Genomic DNA, 21,660 nt, shown 5'->3' with positions numbered 1-21,660 from the left:
GGTGGTGAGGGATTGAGCAAAGACATTAAAGTAAAGCTGTATTCTAATTCGTCCCAATTTAACGGGGAAATGAAAGCAATTGCAGTTCAAATGAAAAACATAAAGTCCGAGTTTGAGAAAAATAGGACTGCCGTTGGTGTGTGGGGCAATGAATTGAAAACGTCGCAGGCGAAAGTCAGAACCCTTTCACAGCAATTAGACCAGCATAAAATGAAGGTCAAAGCACTTGAAAGAGCTTATGCAGATTCAGCCATCAAGAAGGGAAAGGATGCGGAATCAACGCAAACCCTGGCCCGTCGGTTGAACTATGCAACAGCTGAAATGAATAAGACGCAAAATGCGTTAACACAAACGACCAACAAAATTCAGAGGATGGAAGCTGAGATAAAAAGAACATCCTCATCACTTTATAAGATGGGCCAAAGAATGAATACAGTTGGCAACAAAATGAGAAGTACGGGTGCTTCGGTAGCGATGACTTCAGGAGTTGCTTTTGCTGGCTTGGCCCTCCCACTGAAAGACGCCGTAGAAGTTGGTATGTCATTTGAAACACAAATGAGCAAAGTAAAAGCTATTTCAGGGGGAACAGCTGCAGAAGTCGAAAAACTGAAAAACCAGGCTAAAGAGTTGGGAGCAACAACTGTTTTCACCGCCAGCCAAGCCGCAGATGCACAAAGCTTCCTGGCGATGGCCGGATTTAAAGCGAATGATATTTATGCAGCTATGCCAGGTATGCTGAATTTAGCAGCTGCAGGTCAACTAGATTTAGCTGCTGCCGCCGATATTTCATCTAATATGATGCAAGCTTTTGCCATGAAAGCATCGGAAGCGGGGCACGCATCGGACGTAATTGCATACGGTGCGGCAAACGCTAACACGAACGTGGAGCAGATGGGAGAGGCCATGAAGTTCCTTGCACCTAACGCCAATTCATTGGGGTGGGGTCTTGAAGAATCAGCGGCCGCGGTCATGGCGTTTGGTGACGCAGGTTTGCAAGGTTCAATCGCAGGACAAGCCTTTGGTACGTCTTTGATCAGGTTAGCGACGCCAGCTAGAAAGGCGCAGAAGGTAATAGATAAGTTAGGATTCTCTTTTTTTGATGCAGCGGGAAACATGAAGAGTATGCCCGAAGTTGTGGCCGAAATGGAAAAGGGCATGAAGGGCATGACGAAGGAACAACAAGCCGCAACCTTAAAAACCATTGTAGGCGCCGAGTCATATAAGCATTGGGCTATTCTTTTGCAAAAGGGCAGTAAGGCATTAAAGGATAACACGAAGGCGCTAAAAGAATCGGACGGTGCAGCTAAAAAAATGGCTGACACAATGCTTGATAATGCGCGGGGCAGTATCATTGCTTTCCAGTCTGCAGTTGAAGGGGCAAAGATTAAGCTCACTGAAAGTCTACTTCCTGCGATTGGAAACCTAGCTGAAAAAGGAGCAGACATCGTTTCCATGTTTAACAAAATGGATTCTGCCACAGCTCAAACGGTTGCTAAAACTGCGCTGTTTGCTACGGGTGTTCTGGGTGCCACAACAGCAGTTGCAACTCTTACGATGGGTATTGGTGCACTCTTAGCATTTACGGGCCCCGTGGGGCTTGCCATAGTTGGCGGAACGGCTTTACTAGGAGGCATTGCAGTTGCGACGTATGCTTACAATGAGCAGCTGAAAAACCAAAAGAAACGACAAGAAGAAGCAAAAGAATCGGCTCTTCTATATGGTGAGGGCGTTTCTAAAGCGACACAAAAAGCGGCCGGATCATACGTCAACTTGCGTGAAAAAGCCACTTCACAACTGTTTCAGTTAACACAGGTTTCAGGAAAAGAAGCAGATAAGATGGCTAGTAATCTTTTGGCTACTTATCAAAAAATGTCTTCTTCTTTGATTAAAGAACTAGAAGGATTCAAAACCGAGGCTATCGCGGTTCTCAAGGGTCTCTTTGAAGATCAGGAAAAGGAGACGAAGAAAATCGGAGAAGATTGGTCCGATCAATTGGTTGGAGACATTGACAAAGATGTTCAAAAAGTTCGCGAGAAGATGCGGCAGTTAGAAAAATTGAAAGATGAAACAGGCTTAATGACATCGAAAATGAATGCTTCTCAAAAGAAAACTTTTGAAGAGATAATTTCATTTTTTCAACAGTCAACAAGTAAGTTTGCTGCAAACCAAAAGGACGCTTTAGCTATCCAACAGAGAGTTTCTGAGAGTCAAAACAAACTCTCTTTTAAAAATGCCAAAAGCTACAATGATCAAATCAGCGGCATCTATAAAGAAGGACAGAAAGCGGCTAAAGAAGATCGCGACTACCGAAATAAAGTCTTAGACGAGGCCCTTGCAAAAGAAGCCATATCAGCAGCGCAGCACAAAGCACTAAAAGCTAAAAGTAATGCCGACTATCAACAGTCGCTTGCTGAAAACCTAGAGGCTTACAAAAACAATTCAAAAGCGTTATTTGACCAAATGGCTCAAGACGGGAAACTGCTGGACTTGGAAACAGGAAAAGCCCTTGAAAAGCAAAAAGAGTATTCCAGTAATTCAATGGGGATCTTTGTTGAAATGGAAGAAAGCGAAGCAAAGTACCAAGAACGATGGGCCGAAAAGCAAGTAGCATTTTTGCAAAAACTTGGAGACAGCAAAGAAGAAGCGTTAGAAAAAACGAAACAAGCGCTTATAGAGTTTAACGAGGGATTGGGCCGTTCTACAGAAGAGTCAGCGAGCAAAGCAAATGAAGCGATTGAAAAGATAGAAAACGAATTCAACCGCGCAACATCTGCCCGTGAATCAGGAAAGAAAATGGGGGATGAATTTGCGGACGGCTTAACAGCTGCCACGCCTAACACGTTAGCAAGTGGTTCTATTCTAAAACAGTCATTGGATCTTAAATTACGTGAAGAAAACGGCATTCCTAGAATTGCAGGACAAGAAAAAGGCCAATCGTTTAGCGATGGTATCAGTTCGTCAAAAGTTAACGTATCTAACAGTGGTACAGTTCTTCAGCAAGCACTTAGGCAAAAGTTAAGTGAAGGCAATGCAGAAGCTAATACATCCGGTTCACAAAAGGGTCAATCATTTAGCACGGGGATAAGTTCAACAAGCGGCATCACAAGCACTGCAGCAAGCAGTGTAAACCAAACAGCGTTATCAAACCTAAACAAAAATACCACGCAAGCCACGCAAGCAGGTGTAACAAAAGGGCGAAGTCACAGTTCAGGAATAACAAGCACAAAGGGTGCCAATACGTCTGCAGCATCTTCCGTTAGTGCGTCAGCAACAGCCCAGCTTGCGAAAACAACTGACGGCGGAGGCGGACAAAAAGCAGGGGTGCAATTTGCATCAGGCATCCGTAGCCAAGCTGGAAACGCCAGTAATTCGGGCAGCACCGTAGCACAATCGGGAAAACAAGGCTTATCAAGTGTGAAAACAACTAGCACAGGTGCTGATTTTTCTAAAGGATTTGCTAACGGTATTCGTAGTATGGGTGGAACCGGCGGTACGATATGGAAAGCCGCCTGGACTATCGGTAAAGTCGCCATCCAATCTCTTAAAAAATCAATAGATTCTAAGTCTCCTGCAAAGAAGACCATTGCAGAAGGTGTGAACTTTGGAGATGGCTTCATCATTGGTCTTGGTGAAAAAGCGAATGAAGTGAAAAAAAGCACTGCAGCTATGGCGCAAGGTGCTATGTCGTCATTTAAGTCTGAAATTAATAGAATGGCTTTTAACATTCAAGGAGCGGCAGATGAGATAAACACAATGCGCGCCGAACTGACTGTGAAAAACGAAATTGATACGCCTATTCTAAATCAGAAGCTCGATGCTCTTATTAGTCTTCTATCAAATAATCTACAAACCAACAATGAAAGCGTAAGTGCTGCTGGGCAAACAATCAAAATCCATCCTGCACCTGTCATTATTGGCGGTGAGCATTTAGCAGACATCGTTTTTAATCAAGGAGACACATCCATACTAGATAAAAAGAGCGCTCAAAAGTACGAACAGAATGCTTATAAAGGAGGGCTGAAAAGATAATGGATCTGTATTTTGATTTCAGAGACGGAATGGGGGAGCAACCTTTATCGGGGTTACTGCCCTATTTTAAGTTGCTTAGTTTTGCACCTGATGCGCCGAGCACTGATAGGGAGCTTGTACAGTTAGCCAGGTTTAACGGACTTGTACCGACGCAGCATCCACGCGACATAGTGTACAAAGAAAGGTCTATCAAGGTTGAGATATTGCTTGATGCTAAAATCGCAGCAAACTTTTATCAGTACAGACATGAGTTTTATGATCTCGTTGTTCAGCCCTCCTGGTATTACATTTCATGTGATCTTCTTCCTGGAAGGCGTTTTGCGGTTACGTGTGACGGAGGCTTTCAGATCCCTAAAGACAAGCAAAAAAATCAGGTATCTTTCCAAGTGGATTTTAACAATATTACAGGACTAGCAGAGTCAAAGGGTACGTCTTTAAGCGCACAAAACTTTTCTAGTGAAAGATGGTTTTCAGGAATGGGAATCCAAAGGCGAGGCGATCTGCAGTACCGTTTTAAAAACAAAAAACATTTCAGTGTATTCAATCCTGGCTTACCTATTAACCCACTGCAGCATAATTATAATGTGCTACTAAACGCAAAGGGAAAAAACATAACGATTATCAATCACACGAATAACGAAAAATTGAAGATAGAAGCTGAACTGAAAAAGTCCCAGCAGGTCAGGAACCTGAAACAGTATACCGTTGTTGGTAATAAAAGATTGAAAACATCCGGTAGGCTGCCGTCTTTAGATAAAGGCATGAATGAGTTTGAGATTCAGAATACAAGTGATTTTGAAATTGTATTCGATACAAGATTTTACTTTCCGTAAAAGGGGGATGTCATGGCTGCAGCGGATTTTATAAAAAAACTAGCACCAGGGGCGCAGAAGGTTTACAAGAAATATAATGTCCTTGCGAGCCTTGTCATTGCCCAAGGGTGCTTAGAAAGTGGTTTCGGTTCCAGTGGTCTTTCTCAACAAGCAAATAATTTGTTTGGAATCAAAGGCACATATAACGGGAAATACGTTCTCATGTGGACAAGCGAACAAGACAAAAAGGGGAACGTCACCAGGATACAAGCTAAGTTTAGAAAGTATCCATCATATGCTGAGAGTCTCGCAGATTTAGGGAGTTTGTACACTCGTCTAAGTCGTTATAAAGATGTGGTAGGTGAAAAAGATTATAAAAAGGCTACTGCAGCAGTTTCAAAAGCCGGATATGCTACCGACATAAATTATGCAACAAAATTAAACAGCATTATCTTTACTTACAAACTTACACAATATGACACCTTTGATGATGTGCCGGATGAATCAGAACCAGAAACACCAACTAAACCTTCTTATCCAAGTAAAGAGTATCAAGGAAAGGACGTAGAGTTAAACGACGGACTACCTTCTGATATTGATTTTAGGCAGCTGCATGTCTCAACCAAAGACGGCAAAGAGCTTGTGGAAATCGTTGGCGCTGTGTTGGAGCTGCAAGACGACACAACAGGTAAAAAGAGTTTCACTTTTACGTTAATGCGAACTGAGGATAACGGAACAGAATTTGATTTACTTGTTCCAGGGAACATACTGTATTTAGACGAGAAAGTTTACAACCATCAAAAGTATTACATTACAGACATTGAGCTTGATCAGAGTAGAAAAAACGTGCTTCAAAAAAAGGTTACGGCCAATCATGTTTATACTGTTCTTCTTGTAAATGACAGAGTCGAAGAAAAGATTTCAAAGAAACTGAAAATCAATGAAGCTTTAGACTTTGCCCTGGCAGGTACGCCTTTTCAATATGTTCTAAAAGCAAAATTATCGGAGTTTGACGAAGTAGATCAGGACGGCTTCGGAGAAAAGAACAGAGTCGAATTAATGGATCAGATTGTTGAAGATTATGAAATAGAGCTTGATGTAAATAACTACGTCATCTATGTACATTTAAAAATGGGTAAGGTAGTAGACTTCACACTTGACAGCCGATACAATATGCCAGGCTTTAAGATGAAGATTAATGATCAAAATACATCAACGCGCGCCTGGGGTTACGGTGCAGAAAAGAAAGATAAGAAAAGTGATACTAAATCACCTGATGCAAAAACGAGCGAGGCTGAAAAGGAGAAAGAGCCTGAATACGAATTCGAGCCTATCCTATACATCCATCCTGACGAAGATAAATTTTTGATCGAGGGTAAGCCGCGCTGGGGTGAGCCAATAAGAGACGACACAGTAAAAAAAGCAAGCAACATGGTATCTGCTTTGAAAAAGCACGTAAACCCATATCCTGACGTGGTAGTTGAGGCTGAGTATCAGTATATCTATGAGCCAGCATTGCAAGGTATAGAAGAGGATTTTTGGAAAGGTGACACGATCCATGTCATTGCTGATACGGCAAACGGGATCACGTTTGAGGACGATGTAAGGCTAGTGTCTGTCACTTATAATCCCCTCAACCCGTATGACAGCCCTAAAATGACTTTCGCAAACTTCCGAAAAGATATTCAGGATTATCAAGTAAGCCAGGCGCGGCAGATTAAGCAACAAAAAAGATATATAGACCAGTTGATGAGAACGCTCAATTAGAAGCGTTTTTTCTTTTGGAGTTGAAAGGAGTGAATATATTGGTCCGGCTTAAAAAGGATTATGATACGACAAGAAATTCAGTCTATGAATCACAGTTACGCGGTGACATGCAAACGGTTGAGAATGAGCTCAATAAAAACGCAACTGAATTACAGTCTCACAAGGATAGTAAAAAAGCTCACTTGTCTAGTCAGATTATGCATGGACTATTCACGGTTGCAAATAGGATTGATAACATGTGGGCTAGATTGACAAACCTTGTACTGAATCACGATGGGAATGATGTAAAAGAAGTTGTAGATACACGCGTTGCCCTGGATGCAAGCATTCATAAAACTGTAAAAGATAGACTAGACTATGATTTTGGTTTGATCATAAGTCGTTTAGATCGGCAGCCTGACATAAACGTATTAGACTTGGGTGCCGATCCCACAGGTAAATACGAATCTGCAATCGCGATTCAGGCGGCGCTAGATCGAGCTAAAAAAGGTAAAAGTATCAGGGTCGTTGTACCTCCAGGCATATACCGTCTAGGCGCGAAGTTAGTCAATTGGGGTAATACTTGGTTCGATGCAAAAGGCGCGGTGTTTTTGAATTACCATGGCAAAACCATGATGACTAATGGTGATGGGACTGTTGAGTATCGCGGATACAAGGGTAATGGAAACATGTATTTTGATGGCGGAACGTGGGATTGCAGAGGAACAGAATTTAAAACTAAAAATAACTGTTTTTCTTTTGGTCACGGTAAAAACATCTTTGTTAGAAATTCTACTTTTAAGGATGTCAGCGGCTACCATGCTATTGAGTTTAACGCGTGCCAAAACTTTAAAGTGTTAAATTCAGATTTTTATGGATTCGTAGACCATGACGGATCAAGATATTTTTCTGAGGCAATTCAGGTTGACTTAGCTCAACGTAAAGAAGTATTCGGGGCTTTTGGTGCTTATGATTTTACCGTTTGTAAGGACGGTCTTGTTCAAGGGTGCAACTTCGGAAAGTCTAACACACCGGGCACTAAAGCGTGGCCGAGAGGTGTCGGTTCTCATTCATCTACTATTGGCTACTGGCACGAAAACATAAGAGTTAAAGATTGTTTATTCGAAGATATGGACGGCTGGGCCGTTCGGGGCTACAACTGGAACGTCACAGATATAAAAGATAACACGCTGCGAAACTGTAGATTTGGTATAACCGTCAGCGCCATTGATCCAGCAAGCAAGCACCATACGTTAAACGACAAATTTGAGCAAATGTCCAGATCACAGGTATTCCGGCATGTTCACGTCTCAGGAAATACAATCCTGAACACGCGAGAGAACGAAGCTATATATATCCGTGGAATTAATGATACAGGGTTTGTGCGTAATGTAAATGTACAAAACAACATTATTGATGGAGTCGGTGGGAAAAACCAGGCGGGCATCCGATTAGATGCCGTTAGAAATGGTATCGTTTCAGCCAATCAAATATCTAATACGTCAGGTGATGGGGTTTGGATGAATGATTGTGTCGGTGTTAATGTCACAGGTGCCAATCAGATCAGCTTTATCGGCAGGGATGGCATTGCAGCATTTGGTGAATCTACCCTATTACTGATTGCAGGAAACAACATCCGACGTCCGGGCAGGTACGGCATTGAACAGTCAGGCGTGCTCATATCTGTTATCAAAGATAATTTGATCACAGGTGCCGGTCACAGCAAGTACGGGGCTTACGAAGCTATCAGAATAGCCAATAAATCAAAAGACATTTTGCTGGCCGGTAATAGGTGTCGATCACTCTCTAAATTAACCAAGCGAGCGAGAGCCGGCATATACATCACAAACACCGTAAAAGGCGTTGTAAGGTATGGAAACTACTGCAAGGGTGACTGGACGATCAGCGGCATCGTAGACAATTCTAAAAATCCAAAAACGGATGCAAAGGACGTGGCGTAGTGTATTTGATCATGGATAAAGAAAAAGTTAAAGTTGCTTCGGCCTTTGTGTCGGGGGAGGATGTCAATGCGTATGACGAGGAAGGAAATAGAATTGTGTCACTTGAAGGAGTCAACTTTGACAACGTTTATTTAGAAGACGAAGAAGGTCAAAGGGTTGAGTTTTTAAAAACTGCACCAGTTAGTCAAAATGAAATAGAAGAAATGAGAAACCTTATTAAAACGTTGAATGATAAGGTTCTGCAGCTAGAAAAGGAGGGTAGGGCATGACCAATAAAATATACAAAAATGGTTCTCTACCCTTTGCCATAGATGCTTATGATCAAAGCGTCTATGATTCTAAAATCATTTTTTCAACTCAAGATGTAGGCACAGCGAGGCTTGTTTTTAAATTGCGTAAAGACGGAATGCCGTTACCTTTATCTGCGGTAGAAGGTAAGCTAGTTCTTTTGTTTTCTAACGGTTCTAAACATATTAGAAACATTTCGCTGTTGGATAAAGTGGAAGGGATAGCAGAATACATTTTAAAAAATGAAGAGATTAAGCTATATGGAAATGTTCAAGCTTCCTTAAATCTTTTCTACAGCAATGGGCAATCCCTTTCTGTACATGAGTTTACATTTTCAATAAAAAAGAACTTAATAGATGAAAATATTGTTCCAGCAGCAGAATATTACATCGACCATTTTGACTCGTTGAAATCAAAAATAGAGCAAAAAGCAGTAGAACTTGAAAGCGATATTCAAAAGCGAACTGACGATATGCAAGGAAACATTGACGAGATCACGAAAGAGCTTCAAGAGCAATTAGATAGAATGAAGGAGAAACTTGACGATCTCGAAGCGCTTGAAACCAAACAAGGCGCACAAGATAAAGTAGACAAATCCCTTGCAGCTGCTAAAAAATATACGGACGATCATGCTAACAATAGCGAAATCCATGTTGTTAAGGCTGATAAAGATAAGTGGAATAACGGACAACTTTATAAACTCACGGCAGACAATGGAAAAGTGGCGAGACTGGCTAACGGAACTGACATTTTTACATTACCTACTGGTTTTTATATGGGGGCAAACCTTCTAAACGTACCCGTAGAAGATGGAAGCTTTTACTATATTGAAGTGTTAGAAACAGCATATTCTCAAAGTGGTATAAATTACAAAAGAATCATTGTCACAAGGTCATTTGATAATTTAACGTGGATTGGAACGTTCCACGCTCAGGGGTTTCGTGGATGGAAAAAAACGCTAACTGTAGAAGATGTGGCGAACAGCACTTATGTTGATACCTATGATCAAGATAATTCATCCGTTTCCGCTGCTGAAAATGTAGCGACAAAGCTTGTTTTTGGGGCAACACGAGCAGATGATTTATCAGAGTATAATCGGACTCGTGCTGAAATCACACTGAAAAATAGTGGTCTTTATTTGATCAGGCTTTATATAACTAGCACAAACATTACAGTTGGATCGGATAATATTTTATCGTGCTATGTGAATGGAACAGAATTTCAACGTTTTGGAAACTGGAATCCAGCAACATCATCAAGTACGTGCGTGCTTTATTTATTACAAAAATTTAAAACTGGCGATAAGGTAACTTTTTATATAACACCAAGAGCGACGAACAAAACAGTATCAATAAACACAGCTTACGTTACCATGTCTCAGTTAAGATAGGAGGGAAAAGATGAATAAGGCGCTAGCGATAAAATATTTATACCCAAATGCGGAATTAGGTGTTGATTATTCAGTGCGGGATGACGGAGAAGGGCAGTTTATAGACAAATGGTCTTTAGACGACCCTATGCCTTCGGACGAAGTATTGGAAGCCGCGTGGAATGAGTATCTATCCGAGAGTAATGAAAAGCCGTTATCAAATGTTGAAAAACAATTACTGGTTCTAGGAGAGCAATTGGCGCTAGAAAAAATAGCACGTCAACAGTCGGATAGAATGAATACAACGTTGGGGCAAAAACTTGCAGAAATGCAATTAGAAATCCTTAAATTAAAGGAGGGTTTATAGATGAATCTTAATTTCTGGGTTTTAGCCTTATTTTATAAATGGACTTCAACTGCAATGGTTAAACAAGCAATGTCCTTTGATGACTGTAATATTAAAGATTTAGAAGACGGCATTCAACAGGGGTATGTTACGCCGGAACAGTATGAGGAGATCACAGGATTGAGGTTCGATAAGCCTGCTGTCTCAGTGGATTTAGGAACAACAGCATCTTAACAGGTGCTTTTTATTTTGCCTTCTTAAAGGAGGTGATTAACGAAATGGAGGAAACGATAGTGTTTATTAACTTTGAAACTTTGGATTTAGCGAAGACTTATTTATTTGGCGGAGTGAAATTTCTGGACTTGCTCGTGCTGCTAAGTGTTATTGATGTTCTGACGGGTATCATCAAAGCGTGGAAAGTTGGCAAACTACGCAGCCGTACAGCATGGTTCGGTTACGTGCGGAAAATGCTTAGTTTTGTTGTCGTGATTGTGGCTAACATCATTGATCAGATCATGGGCTTAAATGGAGTGCTGACCTTCGGGACAGTGCTTTTTTATATCGCCAATGAGGGTTTGTCTATCGTAGAGAACCTTGCACAGATCGGCGTGAAAATTCCAGCTTCCATCACTGACAGGCTTCATGTGATTGAAAATGACAGCCAAAAAGAAGAATCAGAAAAGAAAGCTGCTGAGTAGTCGGCGGCTTTTTTCTATATAAAAACAAATTAAGGAGTAGATGAACAATGGTAAAAATCATTCAAGACTATATCTCAAAGAGCAATAAGAACCGCCCTGGCAACTATATGAAGCCGTTATACATCACTGTCCACAACACCGCAAATACAGCAAAAGGCGCAAATGCAGCGAGTCATGCAGCATTCGTAAAACGATCTAGTACAGGTGTAAGCTGGCATTACACTGTGGACGAAAATGTCATCTATCAGCACTTACCACTAAACGAAAACGGATGGCACGCAGGGGATGGCAGAGGCACGGGAAATATGAAGTCGATCGGCATTGAAATTTGTGAAAATAGTGATGGTAATTTTGAGAAAGCAGTCGAGAACGCTCAATGGTTAATTCGCCAGTTAATGCAGGATCAAGGGATTCCGTTGGCAAACGTTGTGCCGCATAAGCATTGGAGCGGGAAAGAATGTCCCCGCAAGCTGCTTAATCGTTGGGACAGCTTCAAAGGTGGTATCGCCGTTGCTCACACAAATAAAAAGCCGACTGTTAAACCAACAACAGCAGCACCATCCAAAACAGCAGTTTCCAAGCCTGCTAAAAAGTCATACAACCTGCCTACTGGCATTTTAAAAGTCACAAAGCCTCTTACAAAGGGATCAGCAGTAAAAGCCGTACAAGAAGCCCTAGCGGCTGTTTACTACTACCCGGATAAAAAGGCAAAAAACAACGGCGTTGATGGTTATTACGGGCCAAAAACAGCGGATGCGGTCAAACGATTCCAATCCATATATGGATTGGTTGCTGACGGTATCTATGGTCCTAAGACCAAGGAGAAACTTGAAGCGCTAAAGTAGACAAGAAAAATCTTTAAAACTAGAGTATCAATTTCAAAATAATACTAATCTTAAGACTCTGAGTATGTTAAAATTTTGAAAAAGGAGGAAGATGGATGCAGAAAAAAAGAATTTTTTTACCTGAATTAACTGTTCTAAATGCAGTAAATTTTTGTAATGCTGTTAATGATTTTAATGGTTCTGATAGTGTCGTATTTGATTACAGTGGTATAGGTACTGTAGAACCCTTTGGTATGCTGTTAGTTGGTTCTAAAATAAGAAGCCTAATAACAGCAAATCCCAATATTAAATTTTTTGGAGAAAATTATAAAAACCATAATTATGCCGCACACATGGGATTTTTTCAGAGTATGTTTCTTAATTTTGGAAATAAACCTGGGGGAGCTTTTGGAAGTAATACATATGTTCCAATTACGGAATTGAAAGTTAGAGATTTAAAGAATGAATCATATGAACAAAACGAAGTAGTACAAGAAACTATTGAACGTAAATCTTATGAACTAGCAAAAGTATTGTCTCAAGGAAATCCAAATTTGACTGAAATACTTGGCTATTCTATTAGGGAGCTAATGAGAAATAGTGTGGAACATAGTACCGCCGAGAGTTGCTGGTTCGCTGCACAATATTGGCCTACTAAAAATAAAGTAGAGATTGCATTGCTTGATGAAGGAGTTGGAATTCCACAAGCCATTCGGGTTAATCCCAATTTAAAACCAAAAGATAATAAAGATGCATTGTTGTTATCTTTAGAGCCAGGCATTTCAGGAAAGGTTTTTAAGCACAATGGAGTAATCCGTGGCCAAAATAATTCAGTATGGGACAATTCGGGGTATGGACTTTTCGTTACAAGCAAAATTTGTCAAGATGGTGGAGACTTATTTATATGTAGTGGAAATATAGGGCTAGCTCTAAAGAATGAAGATCATGCTTATGGAGAAGTTAATTTTCAGGGTACTGCAATACGAATGACTTTGAATACCTCCAATTTGGGTAAATTTAATGGAGACTTAATTAAAGAAATAGTAAAGGAAGGAGAATCAAGAGCTAAATCTAATTCTAAACATTCTATAATTACTGCTTCCAAAGTTTCAAGAATACTAAACACAGCACATGAAGAGTAATTATCAAGGTTTAAACTTTATTCAATAAGTTTTGACCAAAATCATGACCAAAATTTGACCAAAAAATATTGAGAATTATAGAGATTCTATTTCAAATTTAAAATAATAGACCAATAAAAAACCTTTTGTTTTCAAGGGTTTAGAGTGTCGTATATACTGTATTTAAATTAGAAATTATGTTCCGCACCCAAGTACACCCATGGGAACGCGATCAGTATATGTCTCAGTATTAATCAAGAAACCCCTTGAAGCCATTGGCTTCAGGGGGTTTTTATTCAATTAGTTGGTCTTGTGATATTTTCATGCATATTTCACTTTTAATTAATCGAAAGAGCCACTTCTTATGCAGAAGTGGCTCTATGTTATTTATGACTAAAATAACTCAAGGTACTATTAATAATTAAAGTGATCACAGATGCAACCAGTAAAGATATACTGATTGCACCCAGTCCTAAACCTTCCCACTTTCCTACGAAAAAACTGATTAATAATAAGATAATACTGATGAAGATGAGAATTGATGGTATTCCATACTGTAAAGGTGCATTCTTTCTTTTAAAGATCAAAGAAACACCCAATATAACAATCGTAAGAATAACTGTTAGCAGCCAAAATGATAACATTTGTTGACCTTCCTTCTTTTAAAAATATATGAAATTATTTTATTTCCTCATCCATTACTTTCTTATACTTTTCAAATTCAGAATCTTTCATTTCTCCGTTCATTTGTAATAGAAAATTCCCTTTTGAATAGGTGTGAGAGAAGAACATAGATCCAGCATTGCCTAACTCATCATAATAGGATTTCGCCTGCTGTAAATCAGTTTCATTTCCAAATTTAAAGATCCTTCCACCAGCATTTTCACCTAAGGAAGGAATAAGAATTCTTTTTCCTTCTTCTCTTATATTTCCAAACTCTTTTTGTTTAAGATCAGATGGTTTTTCTGCTTCAAGCCCAGCACTTTTAAAAGCTTCAATAATATTGGCTGTCGTGAGCTGTTTTTCATTTGATGCTGCGCTACTGCAAGCTGTTAGCATCATTAAACAAATAAAAATGAATATAGATAATTTCTTCATATTGGATCCTCCTGATTTTTAGGTGCAAAGGAAATTTTACATGAAGTACCTTCTTTTTACTATCGTTTCGACAAAAATAGACAACGTGAATGACTAAGTAACTAATATTCTTCTTTTATTTTGCCTAAATTGTTAAATATACTCAGCAAGATGGTATACTTATGTGCATATTTTACTAGGAGGCATTCATCTTGAAATCATTTTGGGAAATAGACGAGGAAGGTTACTATACGTTAAAAAAGATCAACGAAGCAGAAATAGCTAAAGCTGAAAAGAAACTTGGTGTCACTTTGCCAGATACATATAAAAAGCTCATATTAGAGCAGAATGGTGGTTATACCATTCATAATGCTTTTCCAACCACTCAATCTAATTCATGGGCCGAGGCTCATATTCAATTTAATCATCTTTTGGGAATTGCTGAAGATGAAGGAATTATGGATAGTGCCTATTTGATAAAAGAGTGGGAGCTGCCAGAAGGGCTTGTCTTAATTAACGGGGATGGTCACACTTGGGTAGCGATGGATTATCGAAAGACGAAAGAAAATCCTGCAATTCATTATTATGATGTTGAGATGGAAGAAGACTTTAAGTTAGCAGATTCCTTTGATGAATTCATTGAGGGGCTTTATACAGCTGAGTACAGTGTTGATGAGGAAGCAGCAGAGGGTGAATACGAAGAAGAGGAGGAGGAATATATAACTAAAGCAGAACTTGAAGCGATCTTAGAGAAAGAAGCACCTAATCCAGCCGATATTCATCAAATTACTAAATATCCGTTACAAGATTTAGAAGAAGTAGAGTGGTTCTTTAAAAGAATAAAAAGTTACATTGAATCTGTTAAAGATGAAGACGTTCTTTTTGAAGTAGCTAGAAGCATTGAAACAATCCTTATATTAAGAGTAGATACAATGCCAAGTAACGATATTATAAAAAAGACATTATTTGAAATTGTAGACATTTTTGAAAAAACTAAAATTCCTCAGATAACTGTAACAGCTGGAAATTTCGCTGTTAATATTGATTTTTTAGATTAAGGCAAAATTAGAGCATGTAGAGTGTACTGTATAGGGTGAATTTTCAAAGAGTGAATGAGAACGGATGTTTAATTATCTGTTTTGTTTTGATTTCATTATAATATAATTTAGATTGATCCCTTCATGAACCTGGCTGAAACTCAGTCAGGTCTTTTTATATCAATTTCAAAACAATATTTTGTGAATTTCTTTTTAAAAAATGAAGGTGGTCAATCTAAAAGAAATAAGTATCAAGTCCTTTCTGGCTACTCTCTCTTTTAACCAACTCTTATAATTGCATACCATTCAATTATTATCAGATTTGCGGGATACCGAAAATTTCTATTATGAGCAGATTCACTTTACATATGTTGTAAAATGCGTGTTAGAATTATACTAGGGATTTGTTTAGAAGGGGGTAAAGGAATGTCAGGATTAATTGCCTCTCAGGAGGTAGGAAACATGTTAAACACTTGGAATCTTGCGATACAAAAAGGGGATTTATCGGCAGCTATAGAAATGCAAGATGACATAGACAGGGCAATTGATTTAATGGAAGAAAATCAAGATATTCTTTTGTACTATCAACTGTTGAGCTTTAGGCTTAAGCTGAAACTTCAGAATATTAGCAGAAATTTAGATAAGCCATTCTTTCAGCGGAATGCTCCAGACGAAAAAGAAGAAAAAACAAATAAACTAATGTCATATTACTTCTACTTTTATAATGGGATCTATCATGACTACTTACAAGATTATGATAAGGCATTAAGTTACTTCAGAATAGCTGAAAAAAAGTTGGCTTATGTTGATGATGAAATAGAAAAAGCTGAATTTCATTATAAAATCGCAGTTCTATTTTATGATTTGAAAATGACCTTTTTATCAAAATATCATGCACAAATTGCGTGTGACACATTTAATGCCCATGAAACATATATCAAAAGACAGATTAACTGTAGGATGCTACATGCGTTAAACTTAATTGATCAATTTGAATATGATAAAGCAAGAGCTCTTTTTAGTGAAGCTGAGAATATGATCGAAAGTATTAATGACAATCATTTAATCATTCATCTATATTACAATATGGGTTTTCTAGAAAGCAAAAAAGAAAATTTAGAAGAAGCATCAGCACTATTTAGGCGTACGTTGAGTTATAAAGAGATCGAAAATCAAGATTTATTGAAGTTGAGATGTTTATATGAACTTTCTAGAATAGAAATCTCCAGTAAAAGTAATGACGCGATTGAATGGATTGATCTAGGCATTTCTTTATCAGAACAAGTCAACCATAACGTTTTTCAAATAAAATTTAAATTGTTAAAAGAACTATTGTATGAAAAAAATCAATCTCAATTGAACAATATAAACAATCTGTGTTTAGAGCTTGAAGAGAAAAGAGTATGGGTTGATTTAGAGGAAATTCTGGTTGATGTGGCGAAATATTTAGAGGGGAGAGGCTTGCTGAAACAATCATTAAATTACTATAAAAGAGCCTTACTCGCAAGCCAGTATGTAGGAAAAGGAGTGAATTAATTGAAGAAGTCGGTTTTTATTACATTTTCACTAGTTGTGGTAGCTCTAGGTACACTTTTCTTTACAAACGGTTTGACTCAACCTCTACATGAAGATGTCCAAACAGTTGCATCAAGAGGTAGCTCTGGAGGTTAATTGGTTAAAAAACGATAAAGTGGATTAAAGCGTCAGACTTCTTATGGTATTCTGGTAAAAGAATATGCCATAAAGGAGTCTTTTTTATATTAGATGCTCCATTTGCTTTGATGGTAGCGTATAGAGATACTAGAAAAACAAATGAATTATTTAAGATTTTTAAAGAGGAAACTTTCAGTGTCCGTTAGAGGAATCTGGGTATTACCCAATTTCACTGTATATATGCGAGAGCTGTATAAAGTATGGGATTCTGAAAAGCTGAAAAAATGTATGAAGAATTTCAGGATGTTTTTATGAAGAAAGAGAAGAAAACAATTGGAGGTAAAAACAAATATAGTACATACTTTCAATTTTGTTACTTAAATCCTAAATATGGAACTGACTGTAGAATGTTAAGACTGATTGTTTTATAATTTCACGGTAACATAACGTAATTAAAAGTATAAAACGTAAGTGAAAGTATATCGGGGGATTTGTATGATAAAAAAAGAAGTTTTTCAAATAGTTTTGTTTACAGTCCTTTTGGCAATTTTTCTTTATCAAGGTGTACAAAGAGATTTTCCTTTTGAATATCTGATTACCTTAGTTGTGTGCTATGTTGCTGTAATAGTTTATAGAATTATAAAAGTAATGAAATATAAAAAGGAGTAAAGTACCGTTAAGTAGTTTGAGCTATTTTTGTTTGCGGTGTACGCAATCACTATTTGGATCAGACGTTTGAGGTCATGGCTCTTTAGCATGTTGACATTAAGAATTATATAATGAACTAAATTTAACTTCGGAGGTGCTTTTATATGTCTATTCAAGTGGATGATGATGATGTTTTAGAGATGTGTAATATATATGCTCAAGAAACTCATCACAGAGAAGCACTGATTTTAGGAAACAGGAAGGGTCTATTGGAATTAAAAAATGCGATAGATCAGGCTTTGAAAAATGGTAGTGCTGTTGCAAATTTATACCCATCTGATTTTGAAGGGTATGAAACTTGTATTGCTCTAGTGGATGATGAAAAGCAGTTTGAGAAATTAATTACTCCTTATGTAGAGGAATATACACAAGATGATGATGCGATTGATCCAATTGATATTATTAAAGACTACGATTCCAAAAAAGAAAAACTCTTATAATAGGGTTTTTCTTTTTTTAGTGGAGTATAGTTTCACCTTTTTTAGCTTTGTGTTTACTTGGAGTAAGGGATGGAGAAAGTTATGTAGGTGTGAAAATAAATAAATGGTAAACAGAATATTACAGGGTGGCATTACAACCCCAAGTGATTTGAGATGCAAAAAATTAATAAGTGTCTTAATGATTGCTATCATAATTTGATGAAGTTGTGATGGAGTTTGAACGTGAAAGTAATCTATGTGAGTACTGCCTACCGAAGTGTAGACTATAAGAGCAACTTTGCTAAATCATTTTTGAAAGGTCTTAAAAAATATGATATCGTTGAGAAAAAATTGTTGGGGGATGTAAATGAAACGCACATTATATATGTTGTTAGGAGCCATCATTTTAACTTATTTTACTTTGATTTTACCTTTTTCAAAAATATACAACAGTGGACTGTTTGAAGTATTGTCTTTTTGGTTAATTCTAATCTTTGTATTTTCTTATAATAATAAAAACCATACTTGAGATATTTACGATTTTTTTTTTTATATGGTAGTGTGTGGGCGGAGGTGTTTGGGATGAAAATCAGGTTCATACTCATTTTACTAGCTTTCGTATTCTCATTGACAATGTTTGGGGGTATTTCAAGTGCAAAAAGTAAGGAAACTAAAGATAATACAAGCCAAGAACATTCAGTCAAACTTGAAGTTGTCAAGTCTACTACATATTATAATTCACTAGATGGAGAACGAATTGAATATAATTCTGAGAATGAAAAGCGGATTGCAAAAACAAAATTAGAGGACATAAAGAAGTATAAAAAGCTCACAGGAAAAAGTATTTCATACGAAGATGTAGGGTTGAAAGATAATGGTGATTTAGGAGAATCTGATAAAATACATACCTTATCATCTTTACCGCCAACCGATCCGGCAACAAATAGCAAACTGCTTATTTCTCAACAAGTTTTTTATAAAGGTACATCTGGAACTAATTATAAATATCAATATCATTCTTATGCCGAATGGTTTAAAAAGCCTGTTAACCATAAAAAAGATGCGTTTGCAGTAGCTTGGGATACATCTGCAGTCCCTTTATCAGGTACTTTTGAGGGGTATTGGCAGCAACAAAAGGCCGTTGCTGATGGTAAAGGTGGCCTCACACATGTAACAGAAGATAAACAACTATCAGCTGATACAGACTCATACAAAAATTATGGTCATGGAGTTATTCTTTCACCTGGCTATGGAGATACTCAATTTATAACAATGGATAGAGATGTACTTGTTCCAAAGTCTAAAAAAGGAGATCCTGCAAATATTATCACAAAATATCATCACACTTATGCAACAATAAATGGTATTTCCATTAGTGTTGGCCCAGCTTCAATAAGTTTTAGTGATAGTTGGGGAGATGATTTAGTTACAGAATATAGCTTTGTATATGGAGATAGATAAGAGAAGAGGGAAGCCCTTCTCTTTATTAGGATTCCTTATTAATTCCTATTGATAACAGCATCTCATTCAATGAGTATGTTCAAATTCTTCAAAATTGGTTAAAAAACGATAAAGTGGATTAAAGTGTCAGGCTCCTTATGGTATTCTAGTAAAAGAATATGCCATAAAAGGAGTCCTTTTTATATGAAAATATTAGATGCTCCATCTTTACTATCAGCTGTAGAACAGAGATCAAAGGCTTATCATGAGCTTCAAGAAGAAATGAAACTTGTGAAAAAAGCATTAAAAAGTGTGTCGGGCTTAGGTGATGAATTTACTGGAAAAGGTGCAGACAATATCAAATCTTTTTATGAGGATCTTGCGCTGTACACAGACACATATCTTGATTTTATCGATATGAAGAAAGCTTTTTTAGATGGGGTGAAAGGAAAGCTTGATGATGAATCATTAGGCGGGAGTACTTTTATTGATGAGCACTTTTTAGACACTCAATTGAAACAAGGGATTCAGAACAATAAAGATATGGTCAAAGAACAAAAAGAGGCACTTTCCACTATTTTTGACGATATCAGTGATTTAATTGAATTACATACTTTTTCAAGTAAAGAGGTCAATGAACATTTAGACGATGCGAACAAAAAAAGAAAAGAGACCATTGAAGTTTTACATCAAATAGACAATGATTTGAAAACGGAATACGCAAATTCAGAAGCGGTTGAGAATCACCTCAACACTTTTTATGCAAAGATGATGGCTGCTACTGGAAAAGGAAAGAATGCGCAGCCAATGTATTATGATGCAAAAGCATTTCATGAGACAGACGTGTACAAGAACCATGATCAGATTGATGCTCAAGTGAAAGCCTATTTAAAGGTGAAAAAAGATGAAAAAGAAAAACGAAGAATCAAAGAACTGAAAGAAAAGCTCAATGATCCTTCGTGTCTATCAGAAGCGAAGTACTTTGAGATTGTAGATGAGATCGGTTATGAGAATCTCACATATGATCAAAAAATGTATTACAGCCAGCTTCTCCAAATCAAAGCACAGGAAGAAGCATCGGAGGTGTTCATTGATAGTGTAAAAGGTGCTGCAGTGGGTCTATATGATGTGGCAAAAGATACAGTGACCGGAATATATGATCTTGTCACTGACCCTGGTGGGGCTGTGGAATCAGTTGTAACGGCTGTTTCACATCCAATTGAAACATCGAAAGCGATTGGAAAATCGATTTCAGACTCATTCCAAAAAGAAGTCATAAATGGTGACGCGTATTCACGGTCACACTGGTTCGCCTATGCGACTGGTTCTCTTGCAGAAATTGTCTTTGGTTCTAAAGGGGCAGGAGCCATCACAAAAACAGGGACAACAGCGGCCAAAACAACAGTGAAGAAAGGCCTTGAACAAGGAGCAAAATCATTAGATAGAGTCTCTATTCCGAATCTATTGCCATACTCACCAAAGTTTCAAATGGCTGGTGGAGGGAAACTCCCTTATAACGTGTTTGACGGAGAAAATCTCAAAAATAAACTCCTCTCCATGGCAAAGCGTCTAGACAACAACTCAGGATACGGAATCTCTAAGACAGGCAGACGCTTACCGGCACCAAAATCACCACCGACTGTTGTCAGTTACGGAGAGCACTATGTGCGATGGAAACGCAAAAAGGTATTAAAACCGAATGTCGTTTATTCAACAAAGCAAGGTTACACCTACACAACAGATCACTATGGCCGCATTGTCAAAGTCGAAGCAAGTGATTTAAAATACGGAGAAGTCAAAAGAAATCAATATGCTCAATCCAATTCAGGTAAGCCGGATCGATTGCTGGATGATGATGGAGGGCATTTAATTGCATCTATTTTTAAAGGGTCTGGGGATATTGATAACCTACTTCCGATGAATTCACAGATTAATCGAAGCGGCGGGAAATGGTACACCATGGAACAACGGTGGTTGAAAGCTTTGAATTCAAACCCACCTAAACAAGTAGCAGTGAACATTGAACCTATCTATAAGGGAGATTCATTACGACCTGTTAGTTTCTCTGTGGAGTATAAAATTGGAGAACGTTATTCTCAAGTATTTATTAAGAATCAACCTGGAGGTTAAAA

At 38.0% G+C, this 21,660-nt stretch carries 18 protein-coding genes; 16 read left to right on the top strand and 2 right to left on the bottom strand.

All coding sequences use genetic code 11. The features are described 5' to 3' along the window. The first annotated feature begins 12 nt into the window (after positions 1-12). The 11 genes from KFQ09_RS00920 (at position 13) to KFQ09_RS00870 (ending at position 13,215) form a co-directional block, all read left to right on the top strand. Positions 13-4,029, top strand: a complete 4,017-nt coding sequence (locus KFQ09_RS00920) for a phage tail tape measure protein (protein WP_255835952.1) — start codon at positions 13-15, stop codon at positions 4,027-4,029. Then, positions 4,029-4,862: a phage tail domain-containing protein gene (locus tag KFQ09_RS00915; RefSeq protein ID WP_255835951.1), complete on the top strand. Its 834-nt coding sequence runs from the start codon at positions 4,029-4,031 to the stop codon at positions 4,860-4,862. The genes KFQ09_RS00920 and KFQ09_RS00915 overlap by 1 nt, the downstream gene beginning before the upstream one ends. 12 nt (positions 4,863-4,874) lie before the next feature. Continuing rightward, positions 4,875-6,608, top strand: coding sequence for a phage tail protein (locus KFQ09_RS00910; protein ID WP_255835950.1), 1,734 nt, complete (start codon positions 4,875-4,877; stop codon positions 6,606-6,608). A gap of 38 nt (positions 6,609-6,646) precedes the next feature. After that, positions 6,647-8,548 (top strand): right-handed parallel beta-helix repeat-containing protein, encoded by a 1,902-nt coding sequence (locus KFQ09_RS00905; protein WP_255835949.1) that lies wholly within the window; start codon positions 6,647-6,649, stop codon positions 8,546-8,548. An 11-nt stretch (positions 8,549-8,559) separates the two neighbouring features. Next, positions 8,560-8,817: a hypothetical protein gene (locus KFQ09_RS00900; RefSeq protein WP_255835948.1), complete on the top strand. Its 258-nt coding sequence runs from the start codon at positions 8,560-8,562 to the stop codon at positions 8,815-8,817. Beyond that, positions 8,814-10,226 carry a BppU family phage baseplate upper protein gene (locus tag KFQ09_RS00895; RefSeq protein WP_255835947.1) on the top strand — a complete coding sequence of 471 codons (1,413 nt, stop codon included), beginning with the start codon at positions 8,814-8,816 and terminating at the stop codon, positions 10,224-10,226. Before KFQ09_RS00900 ends, KFQ09_RS00895 begins: the two co-directional genes overlap by 4 nt. A gap of 10 nt (positions 10,227-10,236) precedes the next feature. Then, the gene (locus KFQ09_RS00890; protein WP_255835946.1) at positions 10,237-10,572 is read left to right on the top strand and encodes an XkdW family protein; all 336 of its coding nucleotides are present in this window, start codon (positions 10,237-10,239) and stop codon (positions 10,570-10,572) included. After that, positions 10,573-10,785 (top strand): XkdX family protein, encoded by a 213-nt coding sequence (locus KFQ09_RS00885; RefSeq protein ID WP_255835945.1) that lies wholly within the window; start codon positions 10,573-10,575, stop codon positions 10,783-10,785. A 44-nt stretch (positions 10,786-10,829) separates the two neighbouring features. Beyond that, a complete protein-coding gene (locus KFQ09_RS00880) occupies positions 10,830-11,249 on the top strand; it encodes a phage holin family protein (RefSeq protein ID WP_202734439.1) in 420 nt (139 codons plus the stop codon). A 47-nt stretch (positions 11,250-11,296) separates the two neighbouring features. Further along, positions 11,297-12,094 carry a peptidoglycan recognition protein family protein gene (locus KFQ09_RS00875; RefSeq protein WP_202734438.1) on the top strand — a complete coding sequence of 266 codons (798 nt, stop codon included), beginning with the start codon at positions 11,297-11,299 and terminating at the stop codon, positions 12,092-12,094. A gap of 95 nt (positions 12,095-12,189) precedes the next feature. Beyond that, on the top strand, positions 12,190-13,215 hold the full coding sequence (locus KFQ09_RS00870) for a hypothetical protein (protein WP_202734437.1): 1,026 nt from the start codon (positions 12,190-12,192) through the stop codon (positions 13,213-13,215). Positions 13,216-13,577: 362 nt separating this feature from the next. Here KFQ09_RS00870 and KFQ09_RS00865 read toward each other — a convergent pair whose 3' ends face one another. Both KFQ09_RS00865 and KFQ09_RS00860 read right to left on the bottom strand, forming a co-directional pair. Then, complete coding sequence (locus tag KFQ09_RS00865; protein WP_216942425.1) at positions 13,578-13,838, bottom strand: YesK-like family protein; 261 nt, start codon at positions 13,836-13,838, stop codon at positions 13,578-13,580. 34 nt (positions 13,839-13,872) lie between these two features. Beyond that, entirely contained in the window at positions 13,873-14,292 is a 420-nt protein-coding gene (locus KFQ09_RS00860; protein WP_056704781.1) for a hypothetical protein, read from the bottom strand. 191 nt (positions 14,293-14,483) lie between these two features. On the opposite strand from KFQ09_RS00860, the gene KFQ09_RS00855 reads away from it, so the two are divergent. The 5 genes from KFQ09_RS00855 (at position 14,484) to KFQ09_RS00835 (ending at position 21,658) form a co-directional block, all read left to right on the top strand. Further along, a complete protein-coding gene (locus KFQ09_RS00855; RefSeq protein WP_255835944.1) occupies positions 14,484-15,329 on the top strand; it encodes an SMI1/KNR4 family protein in 846 nt (281 codons plus the stop codon). A gap of 405 nt (positions 15,330-15,734) precedes the next feature. Then, positions 15,735-16,844, top strand: coding sequence for a response regulator aspartate phosphatase (locus tag KFQ09_RS00850; RefSeq protein ID WP_046526677.1), 1,110 nt, complete (start codon positions 15,735-15,737; stop codon positions 16,842-16,844). Positions 16,845-17,773: 929 nt separating this feature from the next. Continuing rightward, positions 17,774-18,109: a hypothetical protein gene (locus KFQ09_RS00845; RefSeq protein ID WP_065460402.1), complete on the top strand. Its 336-nt coding sequence runs from the start codon at positions 17,774-17,776 to the stop codon at positions 18,107-18,109. Between the two features lie 561 nt (positions 18,110-18,670). Next, positions 18,671-19,549: a hypothetical protein gene (locus tag KFQ09_RS00840; RefSeq protein ID WP_008343961.1), complete on the top strand. Its 879-nt coding sequence runs from the start codon at positions 18,671-18,673 to the stop codon at positions 19,547-19,549. 183 nt (positions 19,550-19,732) lie between these two features. Beyond that, positions 19,733-21,658 (top strand): T7SS effector LXG polymorphic toxin, encoded by a 1,926-nt coding sequence (locus KFQ09_RS00835; protein ID WP_255835943.1) that lies wholly within the window; start codon positions 19,733-19,735, stop codon positions 21,656-21,658. Positions 21,659-21,660: the final 2 nt, after the last annotated feature.

Origin of the sequence: Bacillus sp. FS02, from assembly GCF_024398395.1 — a bacterium.
Taxonomy (GTDB): Bacteria; Bacillota; Bacilli; order Bacillales; family Bacillaceae; genus Bacillus; species Bacillus altitudinis.
This window is presented reverse-complemented; position numbering and strand designations above follow the sequence as displayed.

What these genes read in the sequence shown, in the direction of transcription:
- KFQ09_RS00900 (WP_255835948.1), top strand. Translation starts at nt 8,560, where the DNA reads ATGGATAAAGAAAAAGTTAAAGTTGCTTCGGCCTTTGTGTCGGGGGAG.
- KFQ09_RS00865 (WP_216942425.1), bottom strand. Translation starts at nt 13,838, where the DNA reads ATGTTATCATTTTGGCTGCTAACAGTTATTCTTACGATTGTTATATTG.
- KFQ09_RS00840 (WP_008343961.1), top strand. Translation starts at nt 18,671, where the DNA reads ATGAAAATCAGGTTCATACTCATTTTACTAGCTTTCGTATTCTCATTG.
- KFQ09_RS00860 (WP_056704781.1), bottom strand. Translation starts at nt 14,292, where the DNA reads ATGAAGAAATTATCTATATTCATTTTTATTTGTTTAATGATGCTAACA.
- KFQ09_RS00885 (WP_255835945.1), top strand. Translation starts at nt 10,573, where the DNA reads ATGAATCTTAATTTCTGGGTTTTAGCCTTATTTTATAAATGGACTTCA.
- KFQ09_RS00875 (WP_202734438.1), top strand. Translation starts at nt 11,297, where the DNA reads ATGGTAAAAATCATTCAAGACTATATCTCAAAGAGCAATAAGAACCGC.
- KFQ09_RS00870 (WP_202734437.1), top strand. Translation starts at nt 12,190, where the DNA reads ATGCAGAAAAAAAGAATTTTTTTACCTGAATTAACTGTTCTAAATGCA.
- KFQ09_RS00895 (WP_255835947.1), top strand. Translation starts at nt 8,814, where the DNA reads ATGACCAATAAAATATACAAAAATGGTTCTCTACCCTTTGCCATAGAT.
- KFQ09_RS00880 (WP_202734439.1), top strand. Translation starts at nt 10,830, where the DNA reads ATGGAGGAAACGATAGTGTTTATTAACTTTGAAACTTTGGATTTAGCG.
- KFQ09_RS00915 (WP_255835951.1), top strand. Translation starts at nt 4,029, where the DNA reads ATGGATCTGTATTTTGATTTCAGAGACGGAATGGGGGAGCAACCTTTA.
- KFQ09_RS00910 (WP_255835950.1), top strand. Translation starts at nt 4,875, where the DNA reads ATGGCTGCAGCGGATTTTATAAAAAAACTAGCACCAGGGGCGCAGAAG.
- KFQ09_RS00845 (WP_065460402.1), top strand. Translation starts at nt 17,774, where the DNA reads ATGTCTATTCAAGTGGATGATGATGATGTTTTAGAGATGTGTAATATA.
- KFQ09_RS00890 (WP_255835946.1), top strand. Translation starts at nt 10,237, where the DNA reads ATGAATAAGGCGCTAGCGATAAAATATTTATACCCAAATGCGGAATTA.
- KFQ09_RS00835 (WP_255835943.1), top strand. Translation starts at nt 19,733, where the DNA reads ATGAAAATATTAGATGCTCCATCTTTACTATCAGCTGTAGAACAGAGA.
- KFQ09_RS00850 (WP_046526677.1), top strand. Translation starts at nt 15,735, where the DNA reads ATGTCAGGATTAATTGCCTCTCAGGAGGTAGGAAACATGTTAAACACT.